Genomic DNA, 17626 nt, shown 5'->3' with positions numbered 1-17626 from the left:
AATGTTTTATATTTCCGAGCGGAAGATTTATTTAACTAAAGAATACGACTTGCTAAATACTCCACCATAATCATTTATTGCATTAATCGTTAATTTATCCCCGCCACGCGTCGGGAGAGTCCACTGCGTAATGGAGCGTGGCGCAATCATTCCTTTGATTTTTATTGGATGCTTCTTTTCCCGTTCTTCAGTGAATGCGCTAATTACAGAAATGTGATAAGCGCTTGTGTTATTCACTTCAACAGTTTGGCCATGTAATGTCACTTTTACATTGTCCAGAGAATGGTTAGCATCTCCTGTAATACCGTCGGGGCGGTAAAAAATCTTCAGTCGGCTTTTTATCAGCATGGTTAAACTGTTCTGCCCACGTTCAGACGTTTTCTTTGCCGGATATTGCAGAAAGTTCAACCAAAAAAGAGATTCCCGATCCTGAGGAAGTTGCGCCCCGGTAAATTTCAGCCGTAATGTGTGCTCAGTAGCTGGATTAATACGGAAAATCGACGGCATCAAAAGAAATGGCGCATCAGCCGTTTCCGGTGTTGACTGTGGGTTATTTTTATCCGCCCAAACTTGCACTAAAACAGGTTCATTGCCCGTATTAGTAAAAGCTAATCCCTTCTCTTTTATGTCAGCAGGATAAATAATTCGCGTCCCGACCATCGTCACACTGGCGCAAACATTTCCGACTATAAAAAATAATAATGCTGTCAGTGATATATATTTCGACATACTGATATAAGCCGCATAGAAGCGCTGCATAATGCAGCGCTTTAAGAAAGATTATTGATAAGTCACAGCAAATTGCGCTTGTGCTTCAACAGCGCCAGGTGTTGCCTGCCCGGTTGCGTAATAACGTGCAGCCAGATCATAGGTTACGGTAGTGTTGGCCCCGCCGACAGATTGTGTCGTGGTTTGGGCTTTATTTCCCGTAAAGTCCAGCGCATTTGAACCTTCCATCAGCTGAATCGCAACGTTTGTTGCCGGTGAAGTGCTCGCGGTATTTTTCAAATTCGTACCATCAATATCGTTGGCAACAAAAACAATACCGGCATTGGATGCTTGCGCACCGCCACAGCCAGAAAGCGTCACAGTGAACGGCGTCTCACCTGTTGTTGAACCGGAAGTCGCTAATTGACTGTCACTGACGGTAGGTAAAAGTACAATCGGCGATGTACTACTACCATTAATATTAATATCACAGGTCTGTTCGCTAACTTCACCCATAAAACGCACGGTGTTATTTGATGTCGCTGCAAAAGCAGAACTGCTCAACGACAAAATAGCCGTCGCTGCAAAAACATTTACCAACTTATTCATAAACTCGCCTCACTATTAATATTAACAACCCCAAAACACTTGATTGATATATATTCAATCAATTTAATATCGCGAGTAAATTACACTGGCTTAATATTGATGTAAAGGTATTAAGAGAGGGCGTTTAATGGAACTAATCTATAACATCAAAATAATAAATGACACTCAAACAACTATTCGTAAGAACTATAAAAAACAAATTAAAACCCTAATCAAAACAGCAAGATAGTTTAATATGGATTTAAGTAAATCGATGATTTAATTCATTAAAATAAGTGTTTAATCAGAATATTCACAAAGAAAAATAAAATGAAGAATCTTAAAAAGATTAAAAGAGATAAAGGGGGCAATTATATTGCTCCCTTCTCTGTTATCTTTATTCGTTTTTATTATTGCCGAGTGGAATTAAAGCGGATTAATTTTGTTCAGCTACCAGAATGGCCTGCGTATCCGCCTGCAGCGCTTTAAAGATATGTTCCCTGTCCGCCGGATAACAAATGTAATCCCCTTCGCCTAACTCTTCCGGCGCTTCCGTCAGCCCTACCAGCGCGCGCCCTTGTGTCACAATAATGTGCTCCACTGAACCTGTCGGGTGAGGATGCGAGATCCGATCGGCGCCAGGTTGCGTGAGCAATAAATAGATATCGCGTCGTGCGCCGGGCGGGCAGGCCGCAAGCAATATCGCCTGGTAATTTGCCTCTTCGGCAATCACTTTGGTGCCTTCACCACGTCGGATAACCTGCGTGGTGGGTTTTTGCGGTTCCAGCAGGCGAGCAAAGGGAATGTCCAGCGCGACGCAGAGCGCCCAGAGCGTTTCCAGACTAGGATTACCGTTACCCGCTTCCAGCTGTGAAAGCGTGGATTTGGCGATACCCGCCCGGCGGGCAATCTCTGCCAGCGAAAGGCCGGTTCGCAGTCGCTCACGCACCAGACTTTTGGCAATGATGCTAATTGGCTGTGTCATAAACACCCCATTGTTCATTTAATCGAACGAATCGTTCTTGTTGAAAAACGATTCTGGTGTGTTCATTATAATGGATAAACGTTCGATATGGGTAAAGAGAGATGTTCACCAGACACTTCGCCTCGCTGAAAAGCGACACCGTAAAAGCTATCTTCCTGGTCTGCCTGGCCGTGGGCGTCGTCGGCGTCTCGTATGGATCGCTGGCGATGGCGTACGGCTTTCCTTTATGGGTGCCGCTGGCGCTCTCCACGCTAGTGCTGGCTGGCGCTTCCGAATTTATGTTTATCGGTATTGTCGCCAGCGGCGGCAATCCACTGGCCGCCGCGCTCGCGGGTCTGCTGGTCAACGCTCGCCATATTCCTTTTGGCGTCACGGTGCGTGAACTGGTGGGTCAACGTGCAGCCAGTTTTCTCGGCTGCCACATCATGAACGATGAAAGCGTGGTGTTCGGTTTATCACAACCCACCGCCGAGCAGCGTAAAGCCGCTTACTGGCTGTGTGGTTTAGGTGTCGCGTTATTGTGGCCCGCTGGCGTACTGGTGGGCGCGGTGGTAGGTAAATTGCTGCCCGCGCCGGAAACCATTGGTCTGGATGCGGTTTTCCCGGCAATTTTACTGGCGCTGGTGTTGCCGGCGCTGAAAAAGCGCACCACGCTGATTCGCGCCTCAAGCGGCGCGGTATTGTCGCTCGCCGCCGTTCCTTTTGCGCCGGTGGGATTACCGGTGCTGCTCTCTTTACTTGGCTTACTGACGAGGAAGAAATAATGACCAGCGTCGCGCTTATTATCGGCGGTATCGCCACCCTTTCTGTCGGCACTTATTTGATGCGTCTTGGCGGCGCAAAACTTGGCAGCCGGCTGGCGCTTTCCGAACACTCGCAGGCGCTGCTGTCGGATGCGGCAACTACCCTGCTTTTCGCGGTCGCACTGGCGTCGATGCTCTATGAAGGTGAACATTTCGCTGGCATGGCGCGCGTACTGGGCGTGCTTTTCGCGCTGTTTCTCGCCTGGCGCAAAATGCCGCTGATTGTGGTGATCCTTTCCGCTGCGGTTGTCACCGCGTTGCTGCGCCTGGCCGGAATAGCATAAGAAACGGGCGCGTTAATGGATACTCACGGAAACCGGGTTAGCCGAACCGCCCTGCGCGCTCATGTCAACGCGCACCTCCCCCGCGTCAATACCGCGTATTTCCACCCCCTGCGCCACCGTCTGCCCGGTGGTGACCACCACTTTTCGCGGTGTCGCACCGGATGATGCTCGCCAGAGCACCCAGCGCGAACCCGATTGCTGATCGAAATGTAATGCCTGAGCGGGCACCGCAAAACCGTGTTCGTTCTGCCAGGTGATCACCGCCAGCCGGGCGCTCATCCCCAGCCGAATATCTTGCTGTAAATCCGCCAGTGGGGTATCTACCGACACCGTGACATCGTAATAAGCGCCCTGCGTCTCTGCCGGGCTGCTCTGCACGCCAATTTCGCGGATCTGCCCGCTGAGCGTTTTTCCGGCAAACCCTTCACCGGTGATGTTAACCGGCATCCCCTCTTTTAACTGGTGGAGATCCGCTTCCTCAACACGCGTTACCACCTGGATCGTGTCCAGCCCTGTCACCGTTAACAACGCCGCGCCCTGGCTCACCGACAAACCCGGCTGGAGAGTCACCGGTTTACCGCTATCCGGCGCGACCGGGCGCACGATAAAACCGGCATAGGGCGCACGTATGGTTTGTCGCTCCACCTGCGCCTTCAGCGCAGCGTAGCGGGCCTGCGCATTCGCCAGTTCCATATCGGCAATTTTGCTGTCCTCGCCTTTACCCCGCGCTTCTATCGTTTGTAACTCTTCCTGCGCGGCCGCCAGATCCTGCTGCTGCGTTTGTGCCTGCTGCGTCAGCGCATCGACTTCCATACGGGCGACAATCCCGCGCTTAAAAAGCGCAGTGGTATCGCGAAGGTTGGCCTGCGTATTGGAGAGCGTCGCGCGCGCGGCCTGCACCATGCGCCTGGCGCGCGAGACATCCGGGCTACTGTTCCAGTTGCGAAACAGCGCCACCTCCTTTTGCGCTTTCAAAAGCTCCGCCTGCGCCTGGCGAAGTTGGATCTCAATCTGTCCGGGATCAAGCACTATCAACATTTGTCCCTTTTCAACGCGCTGCCCTTCGTGAACCGCGATTTCGCGGATCACCCCATCAAATGGCGCGGCAAGGGTTTGCTGGCGGGCCGCCTGAATACGCCCCACCAGCCCCAGTTGGTTTTCCAGCCGCTGCGGCTGAACCGGCAGCCAGATCTCCTGCGTAACGCCACTGTCAGGTTCGTGTGCAACGGCCCACCAGAAGAGTGAGCCGCCAGCCATCACTGCAAACATCAGCAATAAAAGCAGGCGTTGCTTGTGCGTAAGAAACTTAATCATTGAGCGAAATATCCCAACTTTGCAGCGTGGTGCCCAGCGTTTGATCGAGCCCGGCCTGCGCATTCAAATAGCTGATAAGTGCATTTAGCCTGGCGTTTTCCGCGTTGCGAAGATCGTTTTCAAAGCTCAGCACCTGGAAGTTGCTGGAGCGTCCGGCGGTCAGTTTTTCCCGTTCAATTTCCAGTTTGCGGCGTGACAAATCCCGTGCGCGTTGGGCTATCTCAAACTGCCGCCAGCGGGTACCCATATCGCGCACGGCGTTGGTGACATCACGGTCAAGCTGCTGGTGCGCTTCCGCCAGCTGGATTTGCTGATTTTTCACATTGACCTGCGCTTGCACTTCCGCCTGCCGAGCGGTCATGTCGCCGATGGGGATCTCCACCTGAATCCCAACATAGTTATCCCAGTTGCGCGCGCCATCACCTCGCGCCGCACGGTTACGCTGCTGCGTCGCGCCGCCGACCAGTGAAACATCCCACAACCGGTCATTCCGGGCGACGGCGAGGTTAATCGCAGCCTGTTCGCCAACAAGCAGCTGCGCCAGGTAAGCGGGCTGCGACGCCTCCGCCTGTTTCAACGCGCGATCGGCCTGCACCTCGACAGGCTTTGCCTGTAGCGCTTCGGTCGCGACGATTGGCGCATGCAGATCCAACGCCAGCAATTGCAACAGCGCCAGCCGCGCTATATCCACCCGATTTCGCGCCTCTTCATGCGCCAGTTCTTGTGAGGCCACTTCGGCCTCGGTTTGCACAATTTCAAACTCCGCCATGCGCCCGGCGCTGATCATCGCCTGGTTCACGTCCACCAACTGGCGCGCCCGCGCCAGCGAGTCCTGAGCAATCTTCAACTGCTCCTGCGCCAGCAACAGATCGCGGTAAGCGGTAATAATTTGGGTGATCGTCTGCGAAACGGTGGATTTCAAATTCAGGCGGTTGATTTGCTCGGTCATCTGCGCAAGGCGAACCGGCGCGGTGGCAATATCTTTACCCGCCCCGCGCAACAACGGCTGAATAACAGAAAAGTTCGCGCCGTCATTGTGGGATAACCCCGCCAGGTTGGCGTCGGTGTGTTGATATGTCCAGCCGAGGCTAACGCGCGTGCCGTAAGGGGTGAGCAGCGTGGAGGTCGGCGTCAGGTTTCCCTGCCGGTAGCGGTCGTCCTGGTTACGCGTGGAGAGATAATTGCCGGAGAGCACCAGTTTTGGCGTGAAGCGATCTTCGGCCACGCGCAGGTCAAATTTCTGCGCAACCCTGTCGAGATACGCGCTACGAATGGCGCGGTTATCACGCAGTCCAAGATAGATGGCATCACTCAGGGTGAGATCGATACTGTCGCCTTTCAGCGCAATACGCGCTATCTCGCCGTCTCGCGTGGCGTGGGAAGGGTTCACCGGCATTTCCGCACGCACCGGGCAAACACTCAGGCTTGCCAGGAATATCAGCCAGACATTTTTACGCATCGCGCAACGCCTCCACCGGCTCCAGCCGGGACGCCGCCAGTGCGGGAGATAAGCCAAAAAACAGCCCAATAACAATGGCGCTGCCAATGCCCAACGGCAACGCCGCGGCGGATAAGGCAAAATCAGACCAGCCAGAAAACCAGACAAACAGCCACGCCGCCGCGAAACCCGCCGCCGCGCCAAGCAGCGCGCCTGCCGTCGCTAGCACGATGGCTTCCAGCAAAAAGAGCATCGCGATATCGCGCGGACGCGCGCCCAGCGCCATGCGCACACCAATTTCCCGGCGGCGCTCCGACACATTCATCACCATCACATTCATCACGCCCACCCCGCCGACCAACAGCGAGATGCCGCCAAGCCCGGCGAGCAACCCTGAAAACAGGCGCGACTGCTGCTCAATGCCTTCCAGCAACTGCTGAGGAACCTGCACATTAACCTCGAAGCCGGGCATCTTTTCGTTGAGCCACGCCTGTAGCCTGGGCGCGATGTGCTCCAGTTGTTCACCGCTGCGGCTACGCGCCGCGACGCCAGTGATTTGCGGAAAATCGATCACCCGGCGCATACCGGTTATCGGCAGCAAAATGGCATCATCCACGGAGACAGGAATGATCGGATTTGGTCCTTGCGCGCGCAGAATGCCGACTATCTCAAAGAGATAACCGCCAATCTGGATGCGGTCGCCCAGCAGTACAGGGCGGTCGGGCTGGGCCCATTGTGCGGCGACATTCGCCCCGATAACGGCGTAGGTGCTCTGCGCGTCAAAACGGCTCAGAAAGCGGCCCTGTTCCAGTTGCAGTCGCAGAACAGAAGGCAACTCAGCGCCGCTACCGACCAGTGTTGCCGCCGCCGTTCGGCCATTAAAACGCGCTTGCGTGTTGCTGGGAATGAGCGCAGAGGCAGCGTCAATTTCCGGGATATGTTGATGCAAGGCATCGATATCCAGATCGGCGGGGGCAACCAGCGGTTTTCGGCCGGAACCGACAGGCTGCTGAATGTTGGCAACCAGTAACTCACTGCCCATACCGCGAAAAATGCTCATCGCCTCACGTTCGGCGTTGTAGCCAATGTTGAGCAACGCCACCACCGCCGCGCAGCCCACCGCGATACCCAATAGCGCCAGCACCGCACGGCGCCCCAGCAGCCGCAGGTTATCCAGCGACTCCAGCAAAAGTTGCAGCCACGGCATTCCGTAGCGTGAAGGCGGAGAAACGCGCAGTGCGACGGGCAGGCGGCGATCAGACATGCGTGGCCTCGCTGATCCGCCCGTCAGCCACCTGAATGCAGCGCGACATGCGGCGGGCAATGGCATTGTCATGCGTTACCAGCACCAGTGTGGTGCCACTGTCGCGATTCAAGGCCAGCAGTAAGTCGATGATGTCAGCGGCGTTTTGGCTATCAAGGTTACCGGTGGGTTCATCGGCGAGCAGCAAAGCCGGTTCACCAACCAACGCACGGGCAATGGCCACACGCTGGCGCTGCCCACCGGACAAATCTGCAGGGCGGTGATGCGCGCGATCACTTAAACCGACGCGCTGAAGCTGCTTGCGGGCAGCCTCCTGAGCCTCATGGCGCAGGACGCCGCGGTAGAGTAGCGGCAAGGCAACATTGTCCAGCGCGGTAAGCCGGGGCAGCAAATTGAAACTCTGAAAGACAAAACCAATGATGTGATTACGCGCCGTCGCGCGGGCGTCTGCGCCACAGCGGGACATATCTTCGCCATGAAACATCACGCGTCCGGACGTGGGCGTATCAAGCAATCCCAGCAGATTGAGCAGTGTGCTTTTCCCCGATCCAGACGCGCCAACAATGGCGCAACTTTGCCCGGCGGGGATAGATAACGAAATATTGTGCAGGATAGTCTGCCGCGCGGCACCAGCGGCGTAGGAATAGGTCACCGAATCCAGGCGTATCAAATCAGCGCCAGATGTCGTGTGGTGAGTTTCGCTTATCCCTGAGTCGTGCGACCGTTCCATGTTTGCCAATAATTCATCCTGAAGAACACGGATATGGTGTGAACTACATATCAATATTAACGGCCAGAAAAACGAAACCTTTAGTGTTTTTGTCGTAGATGCATTTCAACAAAACCTACCAAAATTGATATCTAAAGAATTAACTGCAATCGCCGATAGGTATTTGGTACATTTTACCTAACATATTTAAATATTAAACAACAATTAAGCCATGCTTAATTAAAATAATAAGCATTGACAAAAATAAATATATTATCTAGCTTTCCATGGGCAAACGGAAATTAGAGCTGGCAAATAAGAATTATTGAGTTACCTTGTATTCACGCAGGGCAACTCAATAATTCCCATGATTTAAGGTAAATATCATGGATATGAGTTAGCTTACTCTTTAATGAGGCTTTAAATGAAACGGAAATCGATCCTGCTGGCTTTATCAGGCTTAATGTTTATCTCTTCAAGCGCATTTGCCACGGGTGGTACTGCCACTTCCTCAATGGTGCCGCCATCAATTAGCGTTAAAAACCAATGGTATAACAAAGCATTTCCTGTCCCTGCCGGTACACCATCAACCGGTAAAGTTGGCCAGGTTTATTACACCTGGACTTACAGTTCCTACCCGGCTGGAATGCAGGTTTACTTATGCTATAACAACGGTAATACCTGCTATGATGTCTCCAACGCGCGTTCAGGCAGCGTTAACTTTACCAACGATAATATTGCACCGAACCAGCCAATTAGTCTTTGGGCTCGTGTAAACGGCACCGGTAAAATGGTGACAGTCAATGGCCAGTCAAGCCAGGTTATTGTTAACTACACATTCTAATTAATAATTCGCTTCCCGCGTAATTTTATTATTACTGATAACGCACTGTAATAATAAGAATGTGAATTTACTTTACCCATAATAATAATGCCCGATGTCTTATATGCCATCGGGCATTTCAGTGATATATGGATATTTTTAAAACACTTCAGGAAATGGCTGAATACCACTACCTCCCCGGTAATACGCTATCATCCCATCATAGAAATAAAAAAAGCGCCCGCAGGCGCTCTTTCGACAGGACAACATTGCTTATTTGCTCAGTTCAGCGGTCATGTGAACCTGGTTGCCGGTATAGGCTTCAGTGATCTGGTAAGAAGATGCACCAGCCTGCTGAGCCTGAGCAGCAATTTTCGCTTCAGCGCCGGCAAGTGTGGTGTCCGTTGCGGTCACAGACTGTGCAGCGAAAGAACCAAAAGAGGTAGCCAGAGCGATAACTGCGACAAAAGTTTTGATGCTTTTCATGATATAAACCCTTACGTTAATTTGTTTGAGTGAGGCGTTCTGCCTCGATGAAATAAATAATAGGCCTGTTTACTCACAACAAAAAGCGGAAGTATTTGCCGTTAAAATTCAAAATTACTGAACAAACGAGTTTCCGATGATAGCGACTGAATTAGCACCGCTGCTGGCGGGTCGAAAAACGGTACAGGTCAGCCCGACAACAACCCTGCTCAGGCAGGGTGACAGGCAACAAAACATGTTTGTCTTGCAGGAGGGTATTGCCAGGGCGGTCTGGCATTCGCCGGAGGGGAACGAACGGATCAAAGAGTTTTATTTCCCCGGCGAGTGCTGCTTTCTCTATCTCAGTTGGCTAACCGGTAGCGTGGCGGATTACAGCCTGCAAATGCTGACGTCAGGCGCGCTCTGCGAAGTACCGCTGCGTTTACTGGAACAAGAAGAACATCAGGCGGCCAAAATAGCGCTCCTGCGCCAGCAACTGATCTTTAAAGAGAAGAAGGAGCAGATGTTTTTGCTCAATAACCCGGAGCAACGCTATCGCTATGTGCAGACCCATTTCCCGGCATGGGAGGCACAATTAACGCAAAAAGATCTCGCCAGTTATATCGGCATCTCGCCGGTGAGCTTGTCGCGCATCCGCGCGCGTCTTAACAAAGGTTAACGAAAGCCTGCCGCCGGGCCGCTACCATCGCCGTCATCTCGCACCCGAGGAGACGATGATGAGCGCTTTTTGGTTATCACAAATGCTGGCTGGCTTTTCTTTCATTTTTGATTTGTTGGCGTTTCAGTTTGCCCGCCGGCGGATCACCCTGGCGATACTTGCCGCCTCCACCAGCCTGCTGGCGATACATTTCTGCTTGCTGAACGCGCCTGTAGCCGCGAGTTTGATGGCGCTGGCCGCATGCCGTTATCTGACCGCCATCATGACGACCGCGCGGAAAATGAAAAATGGATTTATTGTCGCAACCTGCTTGTGCAGCGCACTAAGCTGGCAGCAACCCACCGATGTTTTACCGCTACTCGGTAGCCTGCTGATGACCAGCGCTGCTTTTCACCCGGCGGCCAAAAGTATGCGGCGGCTCACCCTCTGCGGGAGCGGCTGCTGGCTGGTGAATAATATGGTGATCGGATCGCCCGTGGCGGTTGTCATGGAGAGCGCCTTCATTCTCAGTACGCTGGTGTCGTACTGGCGGCTCACCCGGCAGGCGGGATAACAGGCAAAAAAAAGCGCCCGCAGGCGCTCTTTCGACAATACAGCGTGACTTATTTGTTCAGTTCGGCGGTCATATGAACCTGGTTGCCGGTATAGGCTTCAGTGATCTGGTAAGAAGATGCGCCAGCCTGCTGAGCCTGCGCGGCGATTTTCGCTTCTGCGCCGCTCAGGGTTAAATCAGTTGCGGTCACAGACTGTGCAGCGAAAGAACCAAAAGAGGTAGCCAGAGCGATAACTGCGACAAAAGTTTTGATGCTTTTCATGATATAAACCCTTACGTTAATTTGTTTGAGTGAGGCGCTGTGCCTCGATGAAATAAATAGTAGACCTGTTTACTCACAACAAAAAGCGGAAGGATTTGTTCTCAATATTCAACTTTTTTGACTAATTTATACACCGATTAATCTCTGCGGATGGGTATAAATGGTCGCCCTGCCCGGCTTGCAAAAACCCACCAGCGTCAGGTTACAGCGCTGCGCCACTTCTACCGCCAGCGTGGTCGCGGCAGAGACGGCAAACAGGATCTCAACGCCGCACATGGCGGACTTTTGCACCATCTCATAGCTGGCGCGGCTGGAAACCAGCACCGCACCGCTCGCCCAGGCTCGCGCTTCACGGGCGCGATGACCAAGCAGCTTATCCAGCGCGACATGACGCCCGACATCTTCATGGCCCCCCGCTAACGCACCGGATGGCAACATCCAGGCAGCGGCGTGCGTGCAGCCGGTTAGCTGCCCGGCAGGCTGAAAATCGGTTAAATGCGCCAGCCCGGCATCCAGCGCCTGTAAGTCAAAAGTCTGCGTAAAAGGCAGCGGCGCGATGGGTTTGCCAATGTCGTTTAGCTGCTCGACGCCGCATACGCCACAACCGGTGCGCCCGGCCAGCGCGCGTCGCCGCTCTTTTAACCCCATAAAACGGCGGCTGGAGAGCTCAATTTGTACTTCAAGGCCGTTACAGGAGGGGACCACATCCATCCCGTAAATGTCTGATGCGTTTTCGATAATCCCTTCGGATAAGGAGAAGCCGATCGCGAAGAGTTCGAGATCCTTTGGTGACGCCATCATCACCACGTGCGAAATGCCGTTGTACACCAGTGCAACAGGCACTTCCTCCGCCAGCATATCCGGCACGGCATGCTGCAAATCAGCGCGTTTCCACAGGCTAACCTCGCGGGCTCCTGTGACTGATGTTGCATTTTTGTGCTTTTTTGTCTGCAAATCGTTCACTTTGTCTTAACCGTTATCGAACAAGCGTATCGACATTATGGTATTCTCCGCGCATATCCCTTGGGGAAAAGAGGGAATAGCAGCAGTTCTGAACCCTTCACGTCAGAATGAGCATACCTACATTGTGGTATTCTTCGTTGCTAATCCCCCTGGATATGAGGGATTAACAGCAATTCTGAACCTTTGCGAAAACCACCGCAAAGAAAAAAACGATAAGAGTAATGTCGAACCAGGAGCAAACCATGCAGGTCAGCAGAAGGCAGTTCTTTAAGATCTGCGCTGGCGGTATGGCAGGAACCACGGCAGCGGCGCTGGGCTTTGCCCCGAGTGTTGCGCTCGCGGAAACACGGCAGTATAAGCTGCTGCGTACCCGCGAAACCCGGAATACCTGCACATATTGTTCCGTCGGCTGTGGGCTGTTGATGTACAGCCTCGGCGATGGAGCGAAAAACGCCAAAGCGTCAATCTTCCATATCGAGGGTGACCCCGATCATCCGGTAAACCGTGGGGCGCTGTGCCCGAAAGGGGCAGGTCTGGTGGATTTCATCCACTCAGAAAGTCGCCTGAAATACCCGGAATACCGCGCGCCAGGCTCAGATAAGTGGCAACAAATTTCGTGGGATGAAGCCTTTACCCGCATTGCCAAACTGATGAAAGCGGATCGTGACGCCAACTATATCGCGCAAAACGCGGAAGGGACGACCGTCAACCGCTGGCTGAGCACCGGGATGCTGTGCGCATCCGCATCCAGTAACGAAACCGGCTATTTAACGCAAAAATTCACCCGCGCACTCGGCATGTTAGCCGTCGACAACCAGGCGCGTGTCTGACACGGACCAACGGTAGCAAGTCTTGCTCCATCTTTTGGTCGCGGTGCGATGACCAACCACTGGGTCGACATGAAAAACGCCAACCTTATCGTTGTGATGGGGGGGAACGCGGCAGAAGCGCATCCGGTGGGATTCCGCTGGGCGATGGAAGCCAAGATCCACAATGGCGCGAAGCTGATTGTTATCGATCCGCGCTTTACGCGTACCGCCTCTGTGGCGGATTTCTATGCGCCGATTCGTTCCGGTACTGACATTGCCTTCCTGTCAGGCGTGTTGCTGTACCTGATGACCAACGAAAAATATCAGCGCGAATACACCGAGGCCTATACCAACGCCACGCTTATTGTGCGTGAAGATTTTGGCTTCGAAGATGGCCTGTTCACCGGCTATGACGCGGAAAAACGTAAATACGACAAAACCAGCTGGAACTACGAGCTGGATGAGAAAGGTTTCGCCAAACGCGATACCACGCTCACCCATCCGCGTTGCGTGTGGAACCTGCTGAAAGCGCACGTCTCCCGCTATACGCCGGACGTGGTGGAAGACATCTGCGGGACGCCAAAAGCGGACTTCCTGAAGGTGTGCGAATACATCGCCGAAACCAGCGCTCGTGATAAAACCGCGTCGTTCCTGTATGCACTTGGCTGGACGCAGCACTCCGTTGGCGCGCAGAACATCCGCACCATGGCGATGATTCAGTTGCTGCTCGGCAACATGGGGATGGCGGGCGGCGGAGTGAACGCCCTGCGCGGTCACTCCAACATTCAGGGGCTGACGGATCTTGGCCTGTTGTCACAAAGCCTGCCGGGCTATATGACGCTGCCAAATGAAAAACAGACCGATCTCCAGACCTATCTGACCGCCAACACGCCAAAACCGCTGCTGGAAGGCCAGGTAAACTACTGGGGCAACTACCCGAAATTCTTCGTTTCGATGATGAAATCCTTCTTTGGCGACAAAGCGACAGCGGAAAATAGCTGGGGCTTTGACTGGCTGCCGAAGTGGGACAAGGGTTACGACGTTCTGCAGTACTTCGACATGATGAACCAGGGCAAGGTCAACGGCTATATCTGCCAGGGCTTTAACCCGGTGGCGTCGTTCCCGAACAAAAATAAGGTGGTCGCCTCACTGTCAAAACTGAAGTTCCTGGTAACGATTGACCCGCTCAACACGGAAACCTCGAACTTCTGGCAGAACCACGGCGAATTTAACGACGTCGATCCGTCGAAAATTCAGACCGAGGTGTTCCGACTGCCATCAACCTGCTTCGCGGAAGAGAACGGTTCTATCGTTAACTCGGGCCGCTGGTTGCAGTGGCACTGGAAAGGCGCGGACGCCCCGGGCGATGCGCTGAACGACGGCGAGATCCTGGCGGGCATCTTCCTGCGCATGCGTAAAATGTACGCGGCAGAAGGCGGCGCCAACCCGGAACAGGTGCTGAACATGACCTGGAACTACTCGACGCCGGAAAACCCGTCGCCGGAAGAAGTGGCCATGGAAAGCAACGGTAAAGCGCTGGCGGATATTATCGATCCGGCAACCGGCACCGTGCTGGCGAAGAAAGGCGAGCAACTGAGCACCTTCGCTCACCTGCGCGATGACGGCACCACCTCAAGCGGTTGCTGGATTTTCGCCGGGAGCTGGACGCCGAAAGGCAACCAGATGGCGAACCGCGATAACGCGGATCCGTCGGGCCTCGGCAATACGCTGGGCTGGGCATGGGCATGGCCGCTTAACCGTCGCATTCTCTACAACCGCGCTTCCGCTGATCCGCAGGGCAACCCGTGGGATCCGAAGCGTCAGTTGCTGAAATGGGACGGCGCGAAATGGGGCGGCGTGGATATTCCGGACTACAGCGCCGCCGCACCGGGTAGCAATGTCGGGCCGTTTATCATGCAGCAGGAAGGCATGGGCCGCCTGTTCGCACTCGATAAGATGGCAGAAGGGCCGTTCCCGGAACATTACGAGCCGTTTGAAACGCCGCTGGGCACCAACCCGCTGCACCCGAAAGTGGTTTCCAACCCGGCCGCCCGCGTATTTAAAGGCGATCTGGAAGCGATGGGTAAAGCGGATAAGTTCCCGTATGTCGGTACCACTTACCGTTTAACCGAGCATTTCCACTACTGGACCAAGCACGCGCTGCTTAACGCTATTGCGCAGCCGGAGCAGTTTGTGGAAATTGGCGAAAAACTGGCAAACAAGCTGGGCATCACGCAGGGCGATACGGTGCGCGTCTCCTCTAACCGTGGCTATATCAAAGCCAAGGCGGTGGTGACCAAACGTATTCGCACGCTCAACGTGCACGGTAAGGAAGTCGATACCATCGGTATTCCGATCCACTGGGGTTATGAAGGTGTGGCGAAGAAAGGCTTTATCGCCAATACGTTAACGCCGTTCGTCGGCGATGCGAACACCCAAACGCCGGAGTTTAAGGCGTTCCTGGTGAATGTGGAAAAGGTGTAACGGAGACGACTTATGGCTTATCAATCGCAAGACATCATCCGTCGTTCCGCGACTAATGGTTTCACTCCCGCGCCGCAGGCGCGGGATCACCAGCAGGAAGTGGCGAAGCTTATCGACGTCACCACCTGTATCGGCTGCAAAGCCTGTCAGGTGGCCTGTTCCGAGTGGAATGACATTCGTGATGAGGTGGGACATAACGTCGGGGTGTATGACAACCCGGCAGATTTGACCGCCAAGTCGTGGACGGTCATGCGCTTCTCGGAAGTGGAGCAGAACGACAAACTGGAGTGGCTGATCCGTAAAGATGGCTGCATGCACTGCGCCGATCCTGGCTGTCTGAAAGCATGTCCGTCAGAAGGGGCTATCATTCAGTATGCCAACGGCATTGTCGACTTCCAGTCCGAGCAGTGCATCGGCTGCGGTTACTGCATCGCCGGTTGTCCGTTCGACGTGCCACGCATGAACCCGGAAGACAACCGCGTCTACAAATGTACGCTGTGTGTTGATCGCGTGACCGTGGGCCAGGAACCGGCGTGTGTGAAAACCTGCCCGACCGGCGCTATCCACTTTGGCTCCAAAGAGGATATGAAAACGCTGGCTGGCGAGCGCGTAGCGGAACTGAAAACCCGTGGTTACGACAACGCCGGTCTGTACGATCCGGCGGGCGTTGGTGGTACGCACGTGATGTATGTACTGCATCACGCCGACAAGCCGAATCTGTATCACGGCCTGCCGGAGAACCCGGAAATCAGCTCTACCGTGAAGTTCTGGAAAGGTATCTGGAAACCTCTTGCGGCGGTCGGCTTTGCCGCGACCTTCGCTGCCAGCATCTTCCACTATGTCGGTGTCGGTCCGAACCGCGCAGAAGAGGAAGACGATAACCTGCATGAAGAGAAAGACGAGGTGCGCAAATGAAAAAACGTGACACCATCGTGCGCTACACGGCGCCAGAGCGCATCAACCACTGGGTCACCGCCTTCTGCTTCGTGCTGGCGGCGGTGAGCGGGCTGGGGTTTTTCTTCCCCTCCTTCAATTGGTTGATGGGGATTCTGGGTACGCCGCAGCTGGCGCGCATTCTCCATCCGTTTGTCGGTGTGGTGATGTTCGCGTCGTTTATAATCATGTTTTTCCGCTACTGGCACCATAACCTCATCAATAGGGATGATATCTTTTGGGCGAAGAATATTCGTAAGATCGTCGTCAATGAGGAAGTGGGTGACACCGGGCGCTATAATTTCGGTCAGAAATGTGTTTTCTGGGCGGCGATTATTTTCCTGGTGTTGCTACTGGTAAGCGGCGTGGTTATCTGGCGCCCTTACTTCGCGCCAGCGTTTCCCATTCCGGTGATCCGATTAGCGTTGATGGTGCATTCATTTGCCGCCGTCGCGTTAATTGTGGTTATTATGGTGCACATTTACGCCGCCCTGTGGGTGAAAGGCACGATAACCGCAATGGTGGAAGGCTGGGTTACCAGCTCGTGGGCGAAGAAACATCACCCGCGCTGGTACCGGGAAGTTCGCAAGACAACGGAAAAATCGACTGAATGAGTATTCGCATAATCCCGCAAGATGAGCTGGAGAAGAGCGATAAACGCACGGCGGAAGTGATTCCGCCGTTATTATTCCCCAGACTGAAAAATCTCTATAACCGCCGCGCAGAGCGTTTGCGTGAGCTGGCAGAGAGTAACCCGCTGGGTGATTATCTGCGTTTTGCTGCGCTTATCGCCCATGCCCAGGAAGTGGTGCTTTACGACCACCCTCTGCACCTTGACCTGACTGCGCGCATTAAAGAGGCCGCCGAACAGGGCAAACCGCCGCTGGACATTCATGTGCTGCCGCGTGATACGCACTGGCACAAGCTGCTGCATTCGCTGATCGCCGAGCTGAAGCCGGAGATGAGCGGCCCGGCGCTGGCGGTCATTGAGAACCTGGAAAAAGCCTCTGCGCAGGAACTGGAAGCAATGGCCAGCGCGTTGTTTGCCGCTGATTTCGCCTCCGTAAGCAGCGATAAAGCGCCTTTTATCTGGGCTGCGCTGTCGCTCTACTGGGCGCAAATGGCCAGCCTAATTCCTGGCAAAGCGCGCGCGGAATATGGTGAACAGCGCCAGTTCTGCCCGGTGTGCGGCGCAATGCCGGTCTCCAGCATGGTGCATATTGGCACGACGCAAGGGTTGCGCTATCTGCACTGCAACCTGTGCGAAACCGAATGGCATGTGGTGCGCGTCAAATGCAGCAACTGCGAGCAAACCCGTGATCTGCACTACTGGTCGCTGGATAACGAGCAGGCGGCAATCAAAGCGGAAAGCTGCGGCGACTGCGGCACTTACCTGAAGATCCTTTATCAGGAAAAAGACCCGAACGTCGAGCCGGTCGCGGACGATTTGGCCTCGCTGGTGTTAGATGCCCGCATGGAGCAGGAAGGTTTCGCCCGCAGCTCCATCAACCCGTTCTTATTCCCCGGCGAAGGGGAATAATACCCTTCAACCCTTGCCTTTC

The 17626-nt window shown here is 54.1% G+C and carries 19 protein-coding genes; 9 read left to right on the top strand and 10 right to left on the bottom strand.

The window, feature by feature from the left end:
- Window positions 1-27 precede the first annotated feature (27 nt).
- The 3 genes from IP581_RS00290 to IP581_RS00280 all read right to left on the bottom strand — a co-directional run bounded on the left by IP581_RS00290 (window position 28) and on the right by IP581_RS00280 (window position 2281).
- A complete protein-coding gene (locus IP581_RS00290) occupies window positions 28-759 on the bottom strand; it encodes a fimbrial biogenesis chaperone (RefSeq protein ID WP_193821505.1) in 732 nt (243 codons plus the stop codon).
- Between the two features lie 21 nt (window positions 760-780).
- Window positions 781-1317, bottom strand: coding sequence for a fimbrial protein (locus IP581_RS00285; protein ID WP_097401907.1), 537 nt, complete (start codon window positions 1315-1317; stop codon window positions 781-783).
- A gap of 415 nt (window positions 1318-1732) precedes the next feature.
- Entirely contained in the window at window positions 1733-2281 is a 549-nt protein-coding gene (locus IP581_RS00280) for a helix-turn-helix domain-containing protein (protein WP_193821504.1), read from the bottom strand.
- 101 nt (window positions 2282-2382) lie between these two features.
- Here IP581_RS00280 and IP581_RS00275 point away from each other — a divergent pair, with 101 nt between their 5' ends.
- Together IP581_RS00275 and IP581_RS00270 are read left to right on the top strand one after the other, a co-directional pair.
- A complete protein-coding gene (locus IP581_RS00275; protein WP_193821503.1) occupies window positions 2383-3045 on the top strand; it encodes an AzlC family ABC transporter permease in 663 nt (220 codons plus the stop codon).
- Complete coding sequence (locus IP581_RS00270; protein ID WP_097401905.1) at window positions 3045-3368, top strand: AzlD domain-containing protein; 324 nt, start codon at window positions 3045-3047, stop codon at window positions 3366-3368. The genes IP581_RS00275 and IP581_RS00270 overlap by 1 nt, the downstream gene beginning before the upstream one ends.
- A gap of 12 nt (window positions 3369-3380) precedes the next feature.
- Here IP581_RS00270 and IP581_RS00265 read toward each other — a convergent pair whose 3' ends face one another.
- From IP581_RS00265 to IP581_RS00250, 4 genes are read right to left on the bottom strand one after another with little or no spacing between them, the layout of a single operon-like run.
- A complete protein-coding gene (locus tag IP581_RS00265; protein ID WP_193821502.1) occupies window positions 3381-4682 on the bottom strand; it encodes an efflux RND transporter periplasmic adaptor subunit in 1302 nt (433 codons plus the stop codon).
- Window positions 4675-6141: a TolC family protein gene (locus IP581_RS00260; protein WP_193821501.1), complete on the bottom strand. Its 1467-nt coding sequence runs from the start codon at window positions 6139-6141 to the stop codon at window positions 4675-4677. Before IP581_RS00260 ends, IP581_RS00265 begins: the two co-directional genes overlap by 8 nt.
- On the bottom strand, window positions 6134-7384 hold the full coding sequence (locus tag IP581_RS00255) for an ABC transporter permease (protein ID WP_193821500.1): 1251 nt from the start codon (window positions 7382-7384) through the stop codon (window positions 6134-6136). Before IP581_RS00255 ends, IP581_RS00260 begins: the two co-directional genes overlap by 8 nt.
- Window positions 7377-8054 carry an ABC transporter ATP-binding protein gene (locus tag IP581_RS00250; RefSeq protein ID WP_097401901.1) on the bottom strand — a complete coding sequence of 226 codons (678 nt, stop codon included), beginning with the start codon at window positions 8052-8054 and terminating at the stop codon, window positions 7377-7379. The genes IP581_RS00255 and IP581_RS00250 overlap by 8 nt, the downstream gene beginning before the upstream one ends.
- A 463-nt stretch (window positions 8055-8517) precedes the next feature.
- Between IP581_RS00250 and IP581_RS00245 the strand changes: the two genes are divergently transcribed.
- Window positions 8518-8937, top strand: coding sequence for a flagellar protein FlhE (locus tag IP581_RS00245; protein ID WP_097401900.1), 420 nt, complete (start codon window positions 8518-8520; stop codon window positions 8935-8937).
- Window positions 8938-9189: 252 nt separating this feature from the next.
- Here the strand turns inward: IP581_RS00245 and IP581_RS00240 are convergent, their stop codons facing one another.
- Window positions 9190-9402, bottom strand: a complete 213-nt coding sequence (locus IP581_RS00240; RefSeq protein ID WP_017459685.1) for a YdgH/BhsA/McbA-like domain containing protein — start codon at window positions 9400-9402, stop codon at window positions 9190-9192.
- A gap of 136 nt (window positions 9403-9538) precedes the next feature.
- Here IP581_RS00240 and IP581_RS00235 point away from each other — a divergent pair, with 136 nt between their 5' ends.
- The gene (locus tag IP581_RS00235; protein ID WP_097401899.1) at window positions 9539-10060 is read left to right on the top strand and encodes a Crp/Fnr family transcriptional regulator; all 522 of its coding nucleotides are present in this window, start codon (window positions 9539-9541) and stop codon (window positions 10058-10060) included.
- A 55-nt stretch (window positions 10061-10115) separates the two neighbouring features.
- Entirely contained in the window at window positions 10116-10613 is a 498-nt protein-coding gene (locus IP581_RS00230) for a YgjV family protein (protein ID WP_228007798.1), read from the top strand.
- Window positions 10614-10662: 49 nt separating this feature from the next.
- Here IP581_RS00230 and IP581_RS00225 read toward each other — a convergent pair whose 3' ends face one another.
- Complete coding sequence (locus IP581_RS00225; RefSeq protein WP_017460122.1) at window positions 10663-10875, bottom strand: YdgH/BhsA/McbA-like domain containing protein; 213 nt, start codon at window positions 10873-10875, stop codon at window positions 10663-10665.
- 126 nt (window positions 10876-11001) lie between these two features.
- Window positions 11002-11838, bottom strand: coding sequence for a formate dehydrogenase accessory sulfurtransferase FdhD (gene fdhD / locus IP581_RS00220; protein ID WP_193821499.1), 837 nt, complete (start codon window positions 11836-11838; stop codon window positions 11002-11004).
- Window positions 11839-12080: 242 nt separating this feature from the next.
- Here fdhD and fdnG point away from each other — a divergent pair, with 242 nt between their 5' ends.
- The 4 genes from fdnG to fdhE are packed head-to-tail and all read left to right on the top strand — an operon-like array spanning window position 12081 to window position 17604.
- Window positions 12081-15131 carry a formate dehydrogenase-N subunit alpha gene (fdnG, locus tag IP581_RS00215; protein ID WP_097401896.1) on the top strand — a complete coding sequence of 1017 codons (3051 nt, stop codon included), beginning with the start codon at window positions 12081-12083 and terminating at the stop codon, window positions 15129-15131.
- A 12-nt stretch (window positions 15132-15143) separates the two neighbouring features.
- Window positions 15144-16046: a formate dehydrogenase subunit beta gene (gene fdxH, locus IP581_RS00210; protein ID WP_017459689.1), complete on the top strand. Its 903-nt coding sequence runs from the start codon at window positions 15144-15146 to the stop codon at window positions 16044-16046.
- Complete coding sequence (gene fdoI, locus IP581_RS00205; protein WP_017459690.1) at window positions 16043-16678, top strand: formate dehydrogenase cytochrome b556 subunit; 636 nt, start codon at window positions 16043-16045, stop codon at window positions 16676-16678. The genes fdxH and fdoI overlap by 4 nt, the downstream gene beginning before the upstream one ends.
- Window positions 16675-17604: a formate dehydrogenase accessory protein FdhE gene (gene fdhE / locus IP581_RS00200; RefSeq protein ID WP_086873332.1), complete on the top strand. Its 930-nt coding sequence runs from the start codon at window positions 16675-16677 to the stop codon at window positions 17602-17604. Before fdoI ends, fdhE begins: the two co-directional genes overlap by 4 nt.
- The last annotated feature ends 22 nt before the right edge of the window (window positions 17605-17626 follow it).

This window comes from Kosakonia pseudosacchari (assembly GCF_015167415.1).
Classification (GTDB): Bacteria; Pseudomonadota; Gammaproteobacteria; order Enterobacterales; family Enterobacteriaceae; genus Kosakonia; species Kosakonia pseudosacchari.
This window is presented reverse-complemented; position numbering and strand designations above follow the sequence as displayed.

Coding starts and splice junctions, on each gene's coding strand:
- IP581_RS00235 (WP_097401899.1), top strand. CDS start 9,539: ATGATAGCGACTGAATTAGCACCGCTGCTGGCGGGTCGAAAAACGGTA.
- IP581_RS00240 (WP_017459685.1), bottom strand. CDS start 9,402: ATGAAAAGCATCAAAACTTTTGTCGCAGTTATCGCTCTGGCTACCTCT.
- IP581_RS00285 (WP_097401907.1), bottom strand. CDS start 1,317: ATGAATAAGTTGGTAAATGTTTTTGCAGCGACGGCTATTTTGTCGTTG.
- IP581_RS00270 (WP_097401905.1), top strand. CDS start 3,045: ATGACCAGCGTCGCGCTTATTATCGGCGGTATCGCCACCCTTTCTGTC.
- fdhE (WP_086873332.1), top strand. CDS start 16,675: ATGAGTATTCGCATAATCCCGCAAGATGAGCTGGAGAAGAGCGATAAA.
- IP581_RS00290 (WP_193821505.1), bottom strand. CDS start 759: ATGCAGCGCTTCTATGCGGCTTATATCAGTATGTCGAAATATATATCA.
- fdoI (WP_017459690.1), top strand. CDS start 16,043: ATGAAAAAACGTGACACCATCGTGCGCTACACGGCGCCAGAGCGCATC.
- IP581_RS00245 (WP_097401900.1), top strand. CDS start 8,518: ATGAAACGGAAATCGATCCTGCTGGCTTTATCAGGCTTAATGTTTATC.
- IP581_RS00260 (WP_193821501.1), bottom strand. CDS start 6,141: ATGCGTAAAAATGTCTGGCTGATATTCCTGGCAAGCCTGAGTGTTTGC.
- IP581_RS00265 (WP_193821502.1), bottom strand. CDS start 4,682: ATGATTAAGTTTCTTACGCACAAGCAACGCCTGCTTTTATTGCTGATG.
- IP581_RS00280 (WP_193821504.1), bottom strand. CDS start 2,281: ATGACACAGCCAATTAGCATCATTGCCAAAAGTCTGGTGCGTGAGCGA.
- IP581_RS00230 (WP_228007798.1), top strand. CDS start 10,116: ATGATGAGCGCTTTTTGGTTATCACAAATGCTGGCTGGCTTTTCTTTC.
- IP581_RS00225 (WP_017460122.1), bottom strand. CDS start 10,875: ATGAAAAGCATCAAAACTTTTGTCGCAGTTATCGCTCTGGCTACCTCT.
- IP581_RS00275 (WP_193821503.1), top strand. CDS start 2,383: ATGTTCACCAGACACTTCGCCTCGCTGAAAAGCGACACCGTAAAAGCT.
- IP581_RS00255 (WP_193821500.1), bottom strand. CDS start 7,384: ATGTCTGATCGCCGCCTGCCCGTCGCACTGCGCGTTTCTCCGCCTTCA.
- fdxH (WP_017459689.1), top strand. CDS start 15,144: ATGGCTTATCAATCGCAAGACATCATCCGTCGTTCCGCGACTAATGGT.